This window comes from Oceanisphaera sp., from assembly GCF_052084945.1.
Taxonomy (GTDB): Bacteria; Pseudomonadota; Gammaproteobacteria; order Enterobacterales; family Aeromonadaceae; genus Oceanimonas.
In genome coordinates this window covers 55,292-71,884 of sequence record NZ_JBQDEX010000001.1, presented here as the reverse complement: position 1 = coordinate 71,884, position 16,593 = coordinate 55,292, and the positions used below count along the sequence as shown (strand labels likewise).

Sequence of the window (16,593 nt, the reverse complement as noted above, 5' to 3'; positions counted from 1 at the left end):
CTCGATAATAGCTGTCAGATCAACGACGGCTTACGGATAGGTCGTAAACTATTACTCGATCTCAATGATATGGGCATGCCCACTGCCAGTGAGTTTCTCGATATGATCACCCCGCAATATATGGCGGATCTGATGAGCTGGGGTGCGATTGGCGCTCGTACTACTGAGTCTCAAGTGCACCGTGAACTGGCCTCCGGTCTTTCTTGCCCAGTCGGTTTTAAGAACGGCACCGACGGCACCATTAAAGTGGCGGCAGATGCCATAGGGGCAGCCAGTGCCTCACATCACTTTTTGTCGGTGACAAAGCTTGGGCATTCGGCCATTGTGCAAACGGCGGGTAACCCTGATTGCCATATTATTTTACGCGGTGGTCGCGCACCTAACTACAGCGCACAAGATGTGGCCGAAGTATGCAGCGCATTAGATAAAGCGGATCTGCCACAAAATATTATGGTCGACTTTAGCCATGCCAATAGCAGCAAGCAATATCAGCGGCAAATGGTGGTGTCTGAAGACGTGAGTGCACAAATTGCCGGTGGCCAACAGGCCATTATGGGGGTGATGGTCGAAAGCCACTTAGTCGCTGGTCGCCAAGACTTAACCGACGACTTAACCCAGCTCACTTACGGCCAGAGCGTCACCGACGCCTGCATCGGTTGGGACGACACCGAAACTATGCTGGCGCAATTAGCCGACGCCGTGAAGGCGAGACGCGGTTAACCGAGGCCCATCGGATAGCTTTAAGCCGTAAGCTAGAAGCGATAAGAAAAATGCTAAAAATAAAAAAAGGAGCTGAAAGGCTCCTTTTCTGTATCTGACTAACAGTGAGCTATCTGCTTATACGAGTCTAAATAAAATATTTTCTAGGGCTGCTAAGGCGTGCCGTTATTTCAACTTAGTTTTGCTAACGTCGTTCCTTTGCTTATAGCTGATCTTTAAGCCAGCTGTCGTGCAGCCACTTTTCAGTTTTACGATGTCCTGGGAAGGTTATCCAAGTGATATCGCGCTCGAAGATCATCGGTTGCTCATCTGCACCCACGATAACCCAAAACCACAAGCCATCGGCTAGGTTGCGTGCTTTCACTTTCATGCCAGTGAGTTTGACGGTTTCGCGGCGGTCATTACGTTCAATCATAATGGGCTCGTCGTGGGGTTTAACCCAGCTAACTTTCATCCGTGGCAGTAGCTCTGGCGCGTTTTCTGTTAAGAACACGCGGGCGATCTCTTCACTGCGCTCAGGGCTAGGCAGGGCAGTATTAACCAGATCAAGGGAGATATTGGCAAAGCCCTTTAACGTGCCATTAGCGGCGATCAGGGTGCTGAAATGCTCTCCTTCAATACCGCCGTTACGATCGTCTTTACGTACATAACGCGTGAGGGTGGCCGCCTCGCCATCGACACTGACCTCGCGACTCCAAGCCTCTTTATGGCTGCTGGGTACCATGTGTGCAACAACTGAGTTTTGCATCGAATTCTCCTCAATTTTATGAGTGGCAGCCTGGGTGTAGGCTGGTAATAGAGTGGTGGCTGAGGCGATAAATATCGTCAGCAGCAGGGTATGGGAACGTCGTTTTTTCATCGTAGATCTCCGGTAATGAGTAAATATGATGTTACAAATGAGATGAGTGATTGATGGCCTCCCTGTTACTTCTTAAACCTGCGATGGCATAAAGTGCACATGCCCCTAACAAACTCGACAATAAAAACAACATACTTTCGAGACGCATATCTGCGGTTTGCTGCGCCAGCCAAGGTCCGAGGCTAGCGCCTATCCAAAGCACAAAAGTGTAGAGTGCGACCGCCATGCCACGCACAGACGCATGAGTCACACTGGTCACCCGAATAATCAGCCCCGGCACACTGATGCCAATACCGGCTACGAACAGCAAGTTCGCTGCCACGAATACCGCAATATGCTCACTACCTATTAATGCACTGAGCGCGAGGCCTGCGGTTGCACAAATTAAGCCTGCGCTAATCACGCGCTCAGCGCCTAAGCGAGGGATCATGGCGGCCACGGCCAATGGCATCAGAAAAGCCGGTGCCGCCAGCGCTCGTAACATCAGTGGCGAAATATCATGGTGGGCAAATTCGGCGGCAAAGCGCAGGTCCAGCCCCATGTAAAAAGCCACAAAACACAGCAATAGAAAAAAGGCGGGCACATACACTCGACGTAAATTTGAGTCGACTAATAAGTGTCCCAGTGACAAGTAGTTAGGTAGCAAACTCGGTAGATCCAGTGGTGCAGGCGTATCTTTAGGCGTGCGCCAAAGTTGCCATGCGGTCAGCGCATAAACAGCACATAAGGGCAAAAATGCCGCTCCTATCCCCCAGCGAAGCGTCACTAGCCCACCATAGATTTGTCCTAATAGTCCGGCAGATAAAAATGCACTGCTCATCCAAGCGATGCTCCAAGCGCGCTGGCGTGCTGTGCCCCGCTCCGCTAAGTAAGCAATCGCAACCGGAGGAAAAGAGGCCGCGACTAGTCCCTGCAATATGCGTCCAATCACTAATTGAGATTGCGTTTCGGCGAGCGCAAGCAGAGCCGTAACAACCGCTAATGCCAACAAGCCAGATACCATCACCTTGCGCCTGCCAAGCCTGTCCGATAGCGGGCCAAAAACTAAAAACCCAGCGGCATAGGTGAAGCCAAACGTACTGATCATGCCAGTGGCTCCTACCCCATATTTGTTCTCTAGCACATGCAGCACGGGTAATGGTAAATAGAGCAAAGACACCACAGCCAACGCGCAGAGTACGACTAACGCCCGTAGGGCTAACGAGGGTGATTCATTATTGAGTACCGGCTGATGCTTAAGGGCTGCCATGTAATGCTCCTTACTGATATGTAGCTGGCTACATATATAAATAAAAATAATGATAGGGCTTCATTCCGCTCAACCATTCCTTAGGAAAGCATGCCGGCTTGATTGAGCTTCAACATTAACCGGTTAAGCATGGCTCGCTCGTCACTATCAAAATGTTCCATCAGCTTAGCCACCCAAGCGTAATGAGCAGGCAAGGCTTTCGCTAATATTTCGTCGCCACTCGCAGTTAAGAACACCAGCCAAGAGCGGCGATCCTCTGGATCAGGCTTACGGTGGCAAAAGTCACTGACTTCCATGCGGTCAATGGCGCGGGTCATGGTTTGTGAGGTCACCGACACACCATCCGCCAGTGCGCCGATACTTAAGCCCTGAGGATTGCGCTTCAACAAGATCATGACGAAAAATTGTGTTTGCGACAGTCCGCATGTTTGAGCAAGGTTAGCGTCAAACTCAGCCAACATCTCACTGGTAGCCGAGGCCCAGATCAACCAAGTGTGCAAACCATCCACATCCGGGTTTTGGTATTCTTCCCCCAGTCGCACCAAGGTTTCATAACTGGGTAAATCCTTAAGCTCAAACATAAGCCACTGCACCATCAATTAAATATCACAAACTGTAATGTAGTTAACTACATAATTATTGTCAAATTTTTGAAGTAACCGCTTCTCCTATGCGGGTCACGGTAGAGGCCCCGGTATCATCAAACTAGGTGCACTTCTGACATAGCTAAAGCAGTAATATTATTCATACTTTTCTTATTCAGATCTGTTTGAAGAGCAGAATTTATTATCCATTAAGTCTGCTTTTTAACCACAAGCTGTCAAAGGTCTGTTTCCCAATCCTTGCTGTATAAAATCAAGAAACGCTCTTGTCTTTGAGGGTAAGTAACGACGACTTGAGTAAAGCGCAAACAAGTGCAATGGGGCCGCCGATAGCTCAAATTCAACCTCAATTAATCGCCCATCTGCAATACTTGATTGGCAGGCCTCTCGCGATAAAATAGCAAAACCCACGCCAGAAACAGCCGCGCGCAACGCCATTTCACCGCTGTTGACACGGTAGTGTCCATTCACCGTAATGGTTTCAAATCCACCTTTGGTATTGACGAACTGCCAGGGCGCACCTTTTAACGCGCTTACCGTGGTAATACAAGGCAGCTTTTTAAGTTGCTCAATATGAGTAGGCATGCCGCAACGTTTAATAACTGAAGGGGCGGCAACTATGGTACAGGGAATAGTGACTAGGTGACGGGCGATATAATCACTGTCCTCCATCTGCCCACGAGTAATGATAATGGCGAGATCTAAATCTTCTCGTAACGACTCGAGACCCGACAAATTTGTGACACAGCTAAGTTCTACATCTGGGTAATGGCAGGCAAAATCGGCAATAATAGTCCCCAGTGTTGCTGGGCCAATTTCGTTTGGAATACAGATACGTAATGGACCTTGGAGTTGGACTTGCCGTGACGTTAACTCGGCTTCTGTTTGTTCCAATAACTCCAGTAATGGCTTTGCTCGCGCATAGAGTAGTTGACCTAACTGAGTCAATTTCATATGTCGGGTACTACGCTCAATAAGCTGAAGGTTCAGTTTTTCTTCTAACTGAGAAATGCAGCGACTCACGTTTGATGTGGGCATCTCAAGGGCTTTAGCTGCCCCGACAAAACTTTCCTTCTCCACCACAGCAGTAAAAATCTTTAGGGTTTTGAAGTTCAGAGCAGAATGCATAGACTATCCCAATATTGATAACAATCAATGCCATTTGTACCATCTAATGCTTAATGATGATAGCAGGTAGGCTCTAGATATCTCTCATCAATGGGACAACTATGATGCCGTTAGCTCAACATACTTTTAACCAAAAGGCTCTCATTCGGATGGCTATTGTAACTTCCTTTATTCAGTTCACGAATGCACTGGAATACATGGTGTTCAACCCTATTTTTACTTTTATGGCAGGGGATTTCTCAGTTCCCGTATCGTTCTCAGGCTATGTATCTGGTGTTTATACATTGGGCGCCGTCCTTTCTGGAGTGGCTGCCTTTTACTGGATAGATAGGTTTAATAAGAAGCGTTTTTTAATTATCAATATGGCGCTGCTAGGCACGTTGACGCTTCTGATTACGTTCACCACTAATTTTAGTACTCTTCTGACACTACGATTCTGCGCAGGGTTGGTTGGAGGGACGACGATGGGGGCAAGTACCAGTTTATTGATAAACGGTACTCCGGCTAACTTACGCGGCAAAATGCTGGCAACCGTGATTGCATCATTTTCGGTGGTAAGCATTGTCGGAATGCCCATGATGTTGTTCTTGTCCACACATTATGGTTGGCATGTCGCCTTGGGGGTAATTTGTGCATGCTGTCTGTTGGCGTTGCCATTGATTGTATTCATCATTCCCAAAGACTCTGCCCCCTCAGAAACTAAGAACAGGCCGTCTCTCGATGCGGACACTTTACTGTTTGCCTCGAGCAATGCGTTGGTACAGTTCAGTCCGATGCTGATTATTCCCATGTTAGTGCCATTAATGACGCAGCAGTTAGGCGTGTCGCAAAACCTGTTACCTTGGTTATTTTTCATTGGCGGTATAGCAGGTTACCTTTCTACAAAGATAACCGGTGTGTTAACCTCACGTTATTCCACTCTGCTTCTAGCTACAGGTTCAACCCTAGTCTTTATACTGAGCTTGTTAGTACTGGTCATGGACTATCAGAATGCAGCATTGTTTATCATCTTATTTCTCGGTGGATCGTACAGTCGTCTAGTCTCATCTTCGACCATTACAATTCAGTTCCCTGATGATAAGCAACGCGCTGGGTTTGTTTCATTACAAACATCGATCATGTATCTGGTAACAACCATCGCGTTCTTCCTTTCTCCCTTACTGCTATCCAACGACGACATAACGCTACAAAGTATAAGCAGATTGCTGATGATATGTGCCATAGCCGCATTAGGATTCCCAATTATCGTGTTTATTTTGCAAAAGAAACTCACCAAACGTTTTCGCTTGTTAGCTGTAACATCATGACGGCCAATTTTGCCACTTAAAGAGCCTTCCTTGTGAATATAAGTTATCTACTTATATTGGTTTAATATTTATAATGTCACGTATTACGTACAGCATGCCAAGGGTAGCAACCGACAATAAAAAAACACCGGATGCAATAGATACGTAACGGCTCTCAATGTTACACATAAACTTATTAATTAGCAGGCTGTAACCGAACAAGATAAGAAAGTCAAACACAATCCAAACTAAAGTAAGAATAATTATCCCATATGAAAAATTTGGCGCTACATTGATGAACTGAGGAAAAAATGCAACAAAGAATATAATGTCTTTGGGGTTAGCTATGCCAACTAGAAATCCACTTAATAAGGATGAAGGTTCTTTTTTAAAAGTATCAGCGTCCTCTTTTATCATGGATCTAGGTGAGCGTAAGTCAGTGAGTAATGTGTTGGTGGCAAGCCAGCCAATATAGATGCAACCCATGATACTAATTATGTTGAATAACATAATATTTATGGTTAATAAGCCAGAAATAATAATAGCTGCCACTCCAATTAAGAGTAGTGAAGCAAGGTTAGTTCCTATAATGGTAAGGAATGCTGTCCTTAATCCCTGTTTAGATGCAGCATTAAGTACTAAGGCCACAACTGGCCCTGGGGTAGCAATTAATAAAGTGATCGTTGTCGTGTAGGCTAATAGCAATGTATAGTTCATGTATACCTCTACTTTATGACTTTAACGACAAAGGACATTTAGAGGCAAATAAGCTGTTAGGTTCATTCAATTGATATTGTTTCCATTCTTTACTATTCCCTTCACCATAAAACCCTAATTCATTAGGCACTATGCCATCATTATATAACTTAATGCGCTCTCTAATTTTATTTCTAACTTCAATTCCTCTCTTGTCATTTACTCCTGCTATTATATCAAAGTTTCCACGTGGGTTGATGATGAAAGTGATATGTCTCCCCAGATTACGACTCTTCATTTTCTTATGGCTTGGGCAGCTCATGTTCACAAATAACTCTATTCCGCCAAAGCAAAATGTCCAATTATTATTTTCAGGATTAAGTGGTATGTTGCTGGGCCAAGATTCAGTATCTAAATCATGTATTGTTTGTAGTTGCTCCCAGCAAAATGTATGCTCTTTTTTTATATTTTTAAGATTGCTATTTTCAAAAATAATGATTAATGGAGAATACAAGCGTTGTTCTACCGGAACGTTTTTCACAAAGTTGATGTATTGTGTCACACCTAATTTTAAATCATGTAACCGTTCCTCTTCACTTACGAATAAGAATATTAAAGATTTTTTCTTTAAGGCATTCCTTCCAAATAGGCAAGGGAATGCCTTATTGTGTAACACACTAATGAAATCTTCATAAGCATCTAAAACCCAACTCTTGTGGTTGTTACATTCACTTCGATTATAATTTTCTTCTAAAGAAAATTGGTTGGTTAGCACGCCTAATGAATTTTTATCCATCATAAATCTGTACCCTTTCTGTAATGTATTTTAGGTCGTCATTATTCCTTAGTGTGATAGTGATTGAAAAATGGAAAAAACTCAGGTTAACTATGACAAATACTCATGATGGAGTTTGATATTGTCTAAAAGGCTTCCCCCACTTTATGCCTTGCGAGCATTTGAGAGCGCCGCTCGAATCGGTTCATTTACACTCGCCGCCGATGAGCTAAATTTGACCCAAAGTGCAGTCAGTAAACACATTAAAACGTTAGAGGAGTTTTTTAGTTGTCAGCTGTTTACTCGTATTGGGCCTAGAGTGAAGGTGACACCACAAGGGGAAATTTTTGCCTCTGAACTAAAGCATATTTTTAAGCGATTGCAAGATGCATGCGATGCCTTTAAAAGCCAAGAAAATACACTGCGTCTTAAAGCACCCTCTACTTTAACTATGCGCTGGTTACTCGACTGTTTAAGTGAGCATAAGAAAACCTCACCACCGTTCAATATACAAACAACCAGTGTTTGGATGGATATAGATACAGTTGATTTCTTTAGTGAGCCCTATGATTGTGCAATTTTACTTGGTCAGGGTAGTTTTGGTCACGGCACAAAAAGTATTAAATTATTTGATGAATGGTTAGTTCCTGTATGTTCTTCTATCTTGTTTAAAAGTGATGGTGAGATGAAAATAAGCGAGTATGAGCTTATTCACCCCTCCCCCGATCGTCGAGACTGGCGTCGCTGGTTGCAGCGGGCAAATATAGCGGAGGATATTGACATTACTCAGGGGAAAGTTTTTGATAGCTTAGAGCAAGGTAGTGCGGCGGCAGCTGCTGGGCACGGGGTAGCTATTGGCGATCTAGTGTTATGCATGAATGCGCTTAATAATAAGCAATTGATCTTGCCAGTTAATAAAGCGGTTAAGACGGGGGATGGTTATTATATGGTTTATCCTAGTCATAATAAAAAAGAACATTACATAAATCAGTTGTGCATATTCCTTAAAAGTAGTGTGCCCAATATTAATGATAATAATATTATATTTATTGATTAGCGACTGAGAGAATTTGCTGGACTAATCAAAGACCGAGATTCCAGTACCATCAAACTGGATGTGCTTCTGAGATAGCTAATACAGTGATCATATTCATAGCATGCGACGGTATCTGTTTGGAAGGTGAAAATGGGCGGGACTTAAAGCTACTGTTAATCACAACCCAGCAAGGGGTGTTTCCCAATCCTTGCTGTATAAGCTCCAGTAGCGCTCTGGTCTTTGACGGCAAGTCACGACGGCTTGAATAAAGCGCAAACAAATGTAATGGCACGGCCGGCAGTGCAAACTCAATTTCTATTAAGCGCTCGTCAGTAATGCTGGATTGGCAGGCCTCTCACGATAAAATAGCAAAACCCACGCCAGAAACAGCCGCGCGCAACGCCATTTCTCCGCTGTTAACACAGTAGTGTCCATTGACTTTAATGGTCCGAATCCACCAGTTTGGTCAGGGTGAGATCTCACACCTTTTGTAAGGTTTAATTGTAGGGTTTTCATACAAACATAGAAGCTATATGATCATTCTTGAATCATCGGTTAGCATGCTGGTCGGGTGAATATCGCTCAAACATTCTATTTGGTTAAAATATCAACAAAGTGGAATCCCGCCCTGCCAGTTTGGTATAGAATAATAACTAAGAATTTATATTTTTTATTGGGTCAACGTCTTTACGCTTAAGCGATAAGTATCTTTATTCTCGATAACTCCCCCAAACTCAGCTCTCACAATCATACCTTCTAAGAAAGTAATAATGGCCTCAGCTTTATCTTCTCGCTTTAGGTCTGTGGGATCGAATAAAGAAAGCAACAGTAACTTTAACCAGGTTTTATGTTGCAACGCCTGTTGCGCCAATGTTTCATCCTGACTTTTAAACTCAGCCAGCGCATGCATAAACATGCAGCCTTTAAAATTTTTGCTGCGAAACCAAGCAAAGTGCCAATCGATAAGTGCATCCAAGCGTGCGTCTACACTGGCAGTACTGGCGAAAATCGGAGTTAGCTGTGCTTCAAAGTATTGATGTCTGCGTGCTAGCACCGCCTCGATCAATTTATTCTTTGAACCAAAGTGTCGATACATGGAGGTCTTAGATACTTTAGCTTGGTCTCGGATCAGATCGACGCCGACTGCGGTATAGCCAAGCTCATTAAACAGCGACTCTGCCACATCCAGAATATGCTCTTTTATGCTCATTGCTGCTCCATTAGTTAAATTTAGCTATTGCTTATGCCAGTACAGATCTGTACTGTCTCGTAAACTATGTGTACAGGTCTGTATCGACAGTGTAACACATACTATTAATCAGGTTTTATGGCTAATTAAGGGAATAATAATGAAAAGATTACAAGGTGGCGGCGTGTTACCGCCTAAACCAACTATGGTTCAATTGCTCAAAGGGTTAGTTGGCAGCTCGCTTGGCATACTGGTGTTATGCATCTTAGGCCAGACCACCGAGGTGCCTTGGTTGATGGCGCCTTTTGGTGCGACTTGTGTACTGTTATTTGCAGTGCCAACTTCACCATTAGCACAGCCACGTAACGTCATCGGCGGGCATCTGATCAGCGCTACGGTAGGATTGATTGCCCTCTATGGATTTGGTGATTCCATTATGGTTATAGCGCTCGCAGTCGGTGTGGCTACCATGCTGATGCAATATTTTAGAGCCGTGCATCCGCCAGCAGGCGCTAACCCGCTGGTGATTATTTTGGCAGGGCAAAGCGCGGTGGGGTTCGATTATCTGTTAACACCAGTGCTAATCGGCAGCGTTACACTGGTGGCGATCGCCTCCGCAGTGAATAACTACGGTGTTGAAGCAAGATGGCCTGTGTACTGGCATGGTTTTGGCCGCCAGAAAGGTTCATAACAATATTGAAAGTTGCGGAATTAGTATGGCTGGAAGATAAATGCAAGAAAATCATTCTGCTCTGCAGAATATCGCAGCTAAAGCTGCGACTACAAAATATAGCATTCTGTCGGTTTTGTGTATCAGCCGACCGCTCCAATATTTATGAAGAGGCAGCCGGGATAGACTCAGCCGACCATCACATGACAGGGACGTCATGTGCTGAGCGTCGCAGGGATGCGGTTTAGCGTGTCGGAGTAGGCTACCCAGTTGCCTCTGGGCATTAATATCACAGGCTTGCGACTTGTGACTAAGAGACAGACTCTGAGCCTGTCACTTAGTCACATCTTTTACTTGCATTATAAATAAAAATGAGACACGTGATTTAGTCGGTTCGGCCTGCATAACGGCCGAACAAAGGGGCTTCTTCATCGACACGCTGCGGGGCTAATGATACTCACAGTAATCAGCCTACTGCGAACATTCACTGGATGTTCGTTAGGCCGATACCGTTCGTCACGGCGAGCAAGCTCGCCCCCTCTAGCTTCAGCACATAACCTCCCTGTTATGTGACGGTCGGTGAAGAAGATCCCTTTATCCGGCCACATACCACTGTATCGCTTGTTAGCGTCGATGACCGACATCCTTGAGCTCATGTTTTAAATCGAGCCATTGCCTAACAATTGATTTACGCCTGCGGCGCAATGCGAGAACAAGTATTCGCCTACACATTCAGGCAACTCGGTGCTAATGGGAAGGCAGAAGGTGTCTGCTCCGTCGACCCTCCGCGCCAGGGCAGAAAAATGCTCCTGCCATTTCTGCATTTCCGCCATCCATGGCGGGCAGATTGCGCGGCGGAGCCCGTATGGGCCAGCTTGCTGGCGTGTATCTTTGTTGGGTAACAAAACGAATATCCAGTGAATATTCGCAGTTGTTAACCAGCAAAGATGGCTATCCCAGCGGCGAGTCGAGCGGAGTAGCGCGCTCTGCCTGATTTCTACTCAAACAGCAACAAAAAGATGTGGCTAAGAGACAGGCCGTAAGCTAGAAGCGATAAGAAAAATGCTAAAAATAAAAAAAGGAGCTGAAAGGCTCCTTTTTATATATCAGTGATAGACGTAAAGCGTACAGCGTTAGCCGTAAAGTGGCGTTGAGGCTTACTTCACTTCTACGCCTTGGGCTTGAAGATCGGCATGATATGAAGAGCGAACGAGTGGCCCACAAGCGGCGTGCTCAAAACCAATACTGTCAGCGATTACTTTTAGCTCATCAAACTCAGCTGGCGGCACGTAACGCTTCACGGGTAAGTGATGACGGCTTGGCTGTAGATATTGGCCAAGGGTTAGCATAGTCACGTTGTGGGCGCGTAAGTCTTTTAGTACTTCGGCTATTTCTTCATTGGTTTCGCCCAGTCCCATCATTAAACCAGACTTGGTTGCTACCTGCGGATGCATTTCTTTAAAGCGACGCAGCAGCTCTAACGACCACTTGTAATCAGCCCCTGGGCGGGCAACACGATATAGGCGCGGTGCGGTTTCTAAGTTGTGGTTGAACACATCGGGCGGCGTATCTTTAAATATTTCTAATGCTTTATCCATACGGCCACGAAAATCGGGAGTTAAGATCTCAATTTTAGTGTTGGGACTTTGTTCGCGTATGGCTTTAATGCAATCTACAAAGTGCTGAGCCCCGCCATCACGCAGGTCGTCTCTGTCCACCGAGGTGATCACCACATATTTAAGAGCTAACTCTTTAATGGTTTTAGCAAGCTTAGCAGGCTCCTCAGGATCAACCGCTAGCGGTCGCCCGTGGGCCACATCACAAAAAGGACAACGACGAGTACAAATCGCCCCCAAAATCATAAAGGTGGCGGTGCCGTGGGTAAAGCATTCTGCTAAGTTAGGGCAAGAGGCCTCTTCACACACAGAGTGCAAATTGTTCTCGCGCATAATGCCTTTCAGTTCCTGTATGCGCTTACTGCTTGGAGGAAGCTTGATCTTCATCCAATCTGGCTTACGCAACACTTCTTCATCGGGTTCTGGCATGAACTTAACGGGGATGAGAGCCATTTTATCGGCGTCGCGTAATTTTACGCCAGGCTCGACGCGTACAGGTTTATTCATAATGTTAGCTTCTCTGTGGTGTAGTCGAGGTGTTGATAGCCCAGCAGCTCTGCAAGCTTGGGTATCAGCTGGGACTGAGCCTCATCCAATGTCTGAGGGCCACCCAATGCACAACTCTGAGTCATGGCCATGCCGGCATAGCCGCAAGGGTTTATCCGCAGAAAGGGAGCTAAGTCCATATTTACGTTCAGTGCCAAACCATGAAACGAGCAGCCGCGGCGAACTCGTAATCCTAGCGAGGCAATTTTATTTTCTATGTCATCGCTATTGGCAACATACACGCCTGGTGCATCGGGTTTAGCGTAGGCATTAATATGATAGTCGGCCAGTAGACCAACAATGGCATTTTCCATGCTGGTTACTAAGTGGCGAATCCCAAGCTTCTTGCGGCGTACATCCAGCATTAAATACACAATTAATTGACCCGGACCGTGGTAAGTCACTTGCCCGCCACGGTCACTTTTAACCAAGGGGATATCACCCAAATTTAAAATATGTTCGGGCTTGCCTGCTTGGCCTTGGGTAAACACTGGTGGATGTTCTACTAACCAAAGTTCATCTTGAGTCTCTTGGGTGCGTTGATTCGTGAAGTCTTGCATGGCATGCCATACCTCTTCGTAAGCGACGCTACCCCAGTGTCTAATCGTGAGTTGGTGCTGTGCCATTGTGTGTCCTAAGTCGTAGAGGGACAACAGCCCTAGAGTACGTATTTAACCAATTCTATCTCACCCAATTTTAGGTAGAGAGTTTCAACATGTTCTTTGCTGGTGACGGTGACGGCTACCGACACTGAATGATAATTCCCTTTGCTGCTGGGGCGGACCTTGGGGCTGTAATCACCTGGGGCATGCTGTTGCAGGACTTCGACTATCATATCGGGGAGACGATCATCAGCCAGCCCTAAAATTTTAAAAGGAAACTGACAAGGAAAATCAAGATACTCATCAAATTTGGTGTTCAATTGGCTAGTCATAGCAACCTTTACTTATGCAGTCGTTAATATTACGGGCGGTATTTATCTAACCCAGATCACACTTTTACCATAAAAGTGGCAGTGCTTAAACCGACAACTTGTGGGGGTAAGCAAGCAAACCCTGTGTGCAGCGATAAGTTGTCAGCTTTAAACTTACTCCGCCCAGTTGTGATGTTTAGCTAAACAAGTCTTTTACCAATAGTTTGATGTAGTCAATCATGCGGCTAAAAATACCGCCTTGCTCTACGTCTTCAAGTGCCACCAAAGGCAAGCTTGCTACATCTTTATCGTCTAACTTGAGGTGCAAGGTGCCTACCTGTTCCCCTTTAACAATGGGCGCTCTTAGGGCGGTGTCTAGGGTAAAATCAGCTTCTAAGTTTTTAGCCTGACCACGAGGAATCGTCACCGAGACTGCGTTATCTACCCCCAGCGCTATGGTGTCTTGCTTACCCATCCAAATTTGCTGATCCATTAGCTTAGTATTGGCTTCGTAAGGGGTAAGGGTTTGATAAAAACGAAAACCGTAAGTGAGTAATTTTTTACTTTCGGTTGCACGAGCGCGTTCGCTGCTTGCGCCCATAACCACGGCAATTAAGCGCATATCATCTTGCGTGGCTGAAGAGACTAAATTATATCCTACCGCATCCACATGGCCGGTTTTAATGCCATCCACATTCAACGATTTATCCCACAATAAAGAGTTGCGGTTATGTTGGGTAATGCCATTAAAGGTAAAGGACTGTTCAGAATAAATTTTATATTCTTCTGGCACATCGCGAATTAAGGCTTGCCCTAATAACGCCATATCTTGAGCTGTGGTGTACATTTGGTCGCTGTGCAAGCCGTGGGGCGTTACAAAGTGACTATCTTTCATGCCCAAGCGTGCCGACCAGCCGTTCATTAAGTCAGCAAATGAATTAATACTACCAGCTAAATGCTCGGCAATGGCCACAGTGGCGTCGTTGCCCGACTGAATAATAATGCCGCGATTAAGCTGATCGATGCTCACTTCTTTGCCTACTTCAAGAAACATCACCGATGAGCCAGGAAAATTCTGGGCCCAGGCAGCTTCGCTAATAGTCACCATGTCGTCTTTTTGGACTTTACCTTCTTTTAGCGCTTGGGCCAAAATATACGAAGTCATCATTTTGGTTAAACTGGCGGGGGGTAATTTTTCGTCTGCCGCTTCAGAGACCAATATTTGACCGCTGTTATAATCCATTAACACATAAGACTTAGCCGCAATGGACGGCGCCTGAGGGATCATGGAGGTTAATACTTGCGCCTGGCTAGAAAAAGACACCGCGGCGGCAAGGAAAAAGGTTGGAAGAGTGGTAAGCATGCGCATAATGTCTGTTAAAACCTTGTCTATATAGGCAAATGTGCCCGTGATAAATAAAAGCGAATTAGTTAATAAAATAGGCCTGAGCATACCCTTCAGCGATCAGTCGCTTGAGGATAAGTTGTGTTTTGTTACTTGGAATGGGGCCCATTTGCAGGCGATACCATTCAGATTGGCGCTCAACACGCGCCGGAAAACCATACTCTTTACTCAATTGAGCGGCCAGCTGTTTTGCTTTATCGCTAGAGCGAGTGGCCAGCAATTGTATGTGCTTGCCTGGGAGAGGAGCTTGAGTTTGAATATGAAGGTCTCGCGCCTCACCAGAGGCAGGGGGTGGCGTTGCGACGGCCTGCTGTTGTGGGCTGTCCTTGTCGTTAGATAGCACTTTTATTAGTTCAACCTTAACAGCCGTAGTACCAGTATCTAGCATGCCAAGCTTATAAGCGGCAGCATAGGATAAATCAACCACTCGGCCTTCATGAAAAGGGCCGCGATCATTAACGCGAACGACCACTTGTTTGCCATTTTCTTTGTTGGTAACACGTAAAAAAGATGGCAAGGGCAGGTGCTTGTGGGCCGCCGTCATAGTGTACATATCATACACCTCACCATTAGAGGTATGGTAGCCATGAAACTTAGCGCCATACCAAGAGGCTAAGCCTTCATCTCGGTAGTTTTCTACATCTTGCCATACTTCATAGTTTTTACCCCACACCGTATAATTCTTATTTCCACCGCGGGTGTATGGCTCGTAACGTGGAACGGCATCTTTAATATGATCTAGGTTCGGTGGCGTTCCAGGTGGCTTATCTTGACGCAAGTGATAACGGCCACCAGCAGTTTCTTTTTCCCACTGTGCATCTCTTACTTCTTCTTGAGTCTCGTCAGATGAAGCTGGTGTTTGCTCAGAGTCAGGTTGGCTACTGCACGCCATAATAGCGAAGGCTGTTAGCGGTAGAAAAGATTTAAAGAGAGGTTTTATCATATTGCTGTTTCAGCTGCTCACTAAGTTGAAATACGGCCATGGCATAAAGCGGGCTGTGATTATAACGGGTTATAACATAAAAGTTATGCTGAACAACCCAATATTCTGGGCCTTGTGCGCCCTCTAAACGTAATAATTTAACGGGAGTTTCGGCCTCTAGTGCGTTAGGCAGTGTGACCCCTGCGGCCTCTAACTCGGCCCAAGTGTGCTTTAGCTTTAAATCATCACTGAGTAATGAGGCAACCGCATCAGTATCGGTCACTTGCGCGTGATGCGCGATGCCTTCGTTAGGGTGCCACTGGTGTTCATAAAAGTAATTGGCAACACTGCCAATGGCATCGTCCGCTAAAAATAGATTACGTTCACCATCAGAGTCGAAATCGACCGCATAATGGCGGTAGCTAGAGGAGATAAACTGGCCCATGCCCATGGCGCCAGCATAAGAGCCTTTAGGATCGTCTAGCGCCCAACCTTGTTCTTTGGCCAGTGCTAAATAGTGACCTAACTCGGAGCGAAAAAATGCACCACGTGCTGGGTAGTGAAAGCCTAAGGTGTACAGCGCATCTAATACCTTGTAATTGCCCATATGGGCACCATAAAAAGTTTCTACGCCAATAATAGCGGTGATAATTTCGGGGGGCACCTGTAATTGCTGCTCTGCACTGGTTAATAAGCGCTGGTGCTGTTGCCAGAACTCTACGCCTTTAGTGAGGCGCTTTTCTGTTAAAAAAATTGGCCGGTACTGGTGCCAGGGTTTTCCTTCGGCTGGGCGCGTCATGGCATCAATAATGGGTTGTTGATAATCTGCCTGAGTAAGTGCGTCGTTGAATTCACTAACCGGAACGTCGAATGTATCTGCAAGCTCGTCTAGCCAAACGGCTTGTTCGGGGTTTGGGGTAACGGCCAGAACAGAACTACTGATTAATAAGCTGACAGAAAGAAGAGCAAGACGCATTCAAT

The 16,593-nt window shown here is 45.6% G+C and carries 17 protein-coding genes; 4 read left to right on the top strand and 13 right to left on the bottom strand.

Annotation, left to right across the window (positions count from 1 at the left end; all coding sequences use genetic code 11):
- Positions 1-720 (top strand): 3-deoxy-7-phosphoheptulonate synthase (locus ACTHY5_RS00300; protein WP_441874816.1); only part of this gene is annotated, 720 nt, incomplete at its 5' end.
- 202 nt (positions 721-922) lie between these two features.
- Here the strand turns inward: ACTHY5_RS00300 and ACTHY5_RS00295 are convergent.
- The 4 genes from ACTHY5_RS00295 to ACTHY5_RS00280 form a co-directional block, all read right to left on the bottom strand.
- On the bottom strand, positions 923-1,468 hold the full coding sequence (locus tag ACTHY5_RS00295) for a hypothetical protein (RefSeq protein WP_441874814.1): 546 nt from the start codon (positions 1,466-1,468) through the stop codon (positions 923-925).
- A gap of 142 nt (positions 1,469-1,610) precedes the next feature.
- On the bottom strand, positions 1,611-2,828 hold the full coding sequence (locus ACTHY5_RS00290; RefSeq protein ID WP_441874812.1) for an MFS transporter: 1,218 nt from the start codon (positions 2,826-2,828) through the stop codon (positions 1,611-1,613).
- A gap of 80 nt (positions 2,829-2,908) precedes the next feature.
- Positions 2,909-3,409 (bottom strand): MarR family winged helix-turn-helix transcriptional regulator, encoded by a 501-nt coding sequence (locus ACTHY5_RS00285; RefSeq protein WP_441874811.1) that lies wholly within the window; start codon positions 3,407-3,409, stop codon positions 2,909-2,911.
- A gap of 225 nt (positions 3,410-3,634) precedes the next feature.
- Positions 3,635-4,558, bottom strand: coding sequence for a LysR family transcriptional regulator (locus ACTHY5_RS00280; RefSeq protein WP_441874809.1), 924 nt, complete (start codon positions 4,556-4,558; stop codon positions 3,635-3,637).
- A 101-nt stretch (positions 4,559-4,659) separates the two neighbouring features.
- On the opposite strand from ACTHY5_RS00280, the gene ACTHY5_RS00275 reads away from it, so the two are divergent.
- Positions 4,660-5,865, top strand: a complete 1,206-nt coding sequence (locus ACTHY5_RS00275; RefSeq protein ID WP_441874807.1) for an MFS transporter — start codon at positions 4,660-4,662, stop codon at positions 5,863-5,865.
- 51 nt (positions 5,866-5,916) lie between these two features.
- Here ACTHY5_RS00275 and ACTHY5_RS00270 read toward each other — a convergent pair whose 3' ends face one another.
- Positions 5,917-6,561, bottom strand: a complete 645-nt coding sequence (locus tag ACTHY5_RS00270) for a LysE family translocator (RefSeq protein ID WP_441874805.1) — start codon at positions 6,559-6,561, stop codon at positions 5,917-5,919.
- A 13-nt stretch (positions 6,562-6,574) separates the two neighbouring features.
- Positions 6,575-7,339, bottom strand: coding sequence for a YqcI/YcgG family protein (locus ACTHY5_RS00265; protein WP_441874803.1), 765 nt, complete (start codon positions 7,337-7,339; stop codon positions 6,575-6,577).
- A 118-nt stretch (positions 7,340-7,457) separates the two neighbouring features.
- On the opposite strand from ACTHY5_RS00265, the gene ACTHY5_RS00260 reads away from it, so the two are divergent.
- Complete coding sequence (locus ACTHY5_RS00260) at positions 7,458-8,372, top strand: LysR family transcriptional regulator (protein WP_441874801.1); 915 nt, start codon at positions 7,458-7,460, stop codon at positions 8,370-8,372.
- Between the two features lie 649 nt (positions 8,373-9,021).
- Here the strand turns inward: ACTHY5_RS00260 and ACTHY5_RS00255 are convergent.
- The gene (locus tag ACTHY5_RS00255) at positions 9,022-9,561 is read right to left on the bottom strand and encodes a TetR/AcrR family transcriptional regulator (RefSeq protein ID WP_441874799.1); all 540 of its coding nucleotides are present in this window, start codon (positions 9,559-9,561) and stop codon (positions 9,022-9,024) included.
- A 139-nt stretch (positions 9,562-9,700) separates the two neighbouring features.
- Between ACTHY5_RS00255 and ACTHY5_RS00250 the strand changes: the two genes are divergently transcribed.
- On the top strand, positions 9,701-10,231 hold the full coding sequence (locus ACTHY5_RS00250; RefSeq protein WP_441874798.1) for an HPP family protein: 531 nt from the start codon (positions 9,701-9,703) through the stop codon (positions 10,229-10,231).
- Between the two features lie 1,136 nt (positions 10,232-11,367).
- Here ACTHY5_RS00250 and lipA read toward each other — a convergent pair.
- The 6 genes from lipA to mltB all read right to left on the bottom strand — a co-directional run bounded on the left by lipA (position 11,368) and on the right by mltB (position 16,588).
- A complete protein-coding gene (gene lipA / locus ACTHY5_RS00245; protein WP_441874796.1) occupies positions 11,368-12,333 on the bottom strand; it encodes a lipoyl synthase in 966 nt (321 codons plus the stop codon).
- On the bottom strand, positions 12,330-12,998 hold the full coding sequence (gene lipB, locus ACTHY5_RS00240; protein WP_441874794.1) for a lipoyl(octanoyl) transferase LipB: 669 nt from the start codon (positions 12,996-12,998) through the stop codon (positions 12,330-12,332). The genes lipA and lipB overlap by 4 nt, the downstream gene beginning before the upstream one ends.
- 32 nt (positions 12,999-13,030) lie before the next feature.
- Complete coding sequence (gene ybeD / locus ACTHY5_RS00235; protein WP_441874818.1) at positions 13,031-13,294, bottom strand: DUF493 family protein YbeD; 264 nt, start codon at positions 13,292-13,294, stop codon at positions 13,031-13,033.
- Between the two features lie 187 nt (positions 13,295-13,481).
- Positions 13,482-14,654, bottom strand: a complete 1,173-nt coding sequence (locus ACTHY5_RS00230) for a serine hydrolase (protein ID WP_441874792.1) — start codon at positions 14,652-14,654, stop codon at positions 13,482-13,484.
- 58 nt (positions 14,655-14,712) lie between these two features.
- Entirely contained in the window at positions 14,713-15,633 is a 921-nt protein-coding gene (locus ACTHY5_RS00225) for a septal ring lytic transglycosylase RlpA family protein (protein WP_441874790.1), read from the bottom strand.
- Positions 15,614-16,588, bottom strand: a complete 975-nt coding sequence (gene mltB, locus ACTHY5_RS00220) for a lytic murein transglycosylase B (RefSeq protein WP_441874789.1) — start codon at positions 16,586-16,588, stop codon at positions 15,614-15,616. The genes ACTHY5_RS00225 and mltB overlap by 20 nt, the downstream gene beginning before the upstream one ends.
- Between the last annotated feature and the right edge of the window lie 5 nt (positions 16,589-16,593).

Excerpts from the sequence above, each read along its gene's own strand:
- ACTHY5_RS00295 (WP_441874814.1), bottom strand. The coding sequence starts at position 1,468 with ATGCAAAACTCAGTTGTTGCACACATGGTACCCAGCAGCCATAAAGAG.
- ACTHY5_RS00290 (WP_441874812.1), bottom strand. The coding sequence starts at position 2,828 with ATGGCAGCCCTTAAGCATCAGCCGGTACTCAATAATGAATCACCCTCG.
- ACTHY5_RS00285 (WP_441874811.1), bottom strand. The coding sequence starts at position 3,409 with ATGTTTGAGCTTAAGGATTTACCCAGTTATGAAACCTTGGTGCGACTG.
- ACTHY5_RS00280 (WP_441874809.1), bottom strand. The coding sequence starts at position 4,558 with ATGCATTCTGCTCTGAACTTCAAAACCCTAAAGATTTTTACTGCTGTG.
- ACTHY5_RS00275 (WP_441874807.1), top strand. The coding sequence starts at position 4,660 with ATGATGCCGTTAGCTCAACATACTTTTAACCAAAAGGCTCTCATTCGG.
- ACTHY5_RS00270 (WP_441874805.1), bottom strand. The coding sequence starts at position 6,561 with ATGAACTATACATTGCTATTAGCCTACACGACAACGATCACTTTATTA.
- ACTHY5_RS00265 (WP_441874803.1), bottom strand. The coding sequence starts at position 7,339 with ATGATGGATAAAAATTCATTAGGCGTGCTAACCAACCAATTTTCTTTA.
- ACTHY5_RS00255 (WP_441874799.1), bottom strand. The coding sequence starts at position 9,561 with ATGAGCATAAAAGAGCATATTCTGGATGTGGCAGAGTCGCTGTTTAAT.
- ACTHY5_RS00250 (WP_441874798.1), top strand. The coding sequence starts at position 9,701 with ATGAAAAGATTACAAGGTGGCGGCGTGTTACCGCCTAAACCAACTATG.
- lipA (WP_441874796.1), bottom strand. The coding sequence starts at position 12,333 with ATGAATAAACCTGTACGCGTCGAGCCTGGCGTAAAATTACGCGACGCC.
- lipB (WP_441874794.1), bottom strand. The coding sequence starts at position 12,998 with ATGGCACAGCACCAACTCACGATTAGACACTGGGGTAGCGTCGCTTAC.
- ACTHY5_RS00230 (WP_441874792.1), bottom strand. The coding sequence starts at position 14,654 with ATGCGCATGCTTACCACTCTTCCAACCTTTTTCCTTGCCGCCGCGGTG.
- ACTHY5_RS00225 (WP_441874790.1), bottom strand. The coding sequence starts at position 15,633 with ATGATAAAACCTCTCTTTAAATCTTTTCTACCGCTAACAGCCTTCGCT.
- mltB (WP_441874789.1), bottom strand. The coding sequence starts at position 16,588 with ATGCGTCTTGCTCTTCTTTCTGTCAGCTTATTAATCAGTAGTTCTGTT.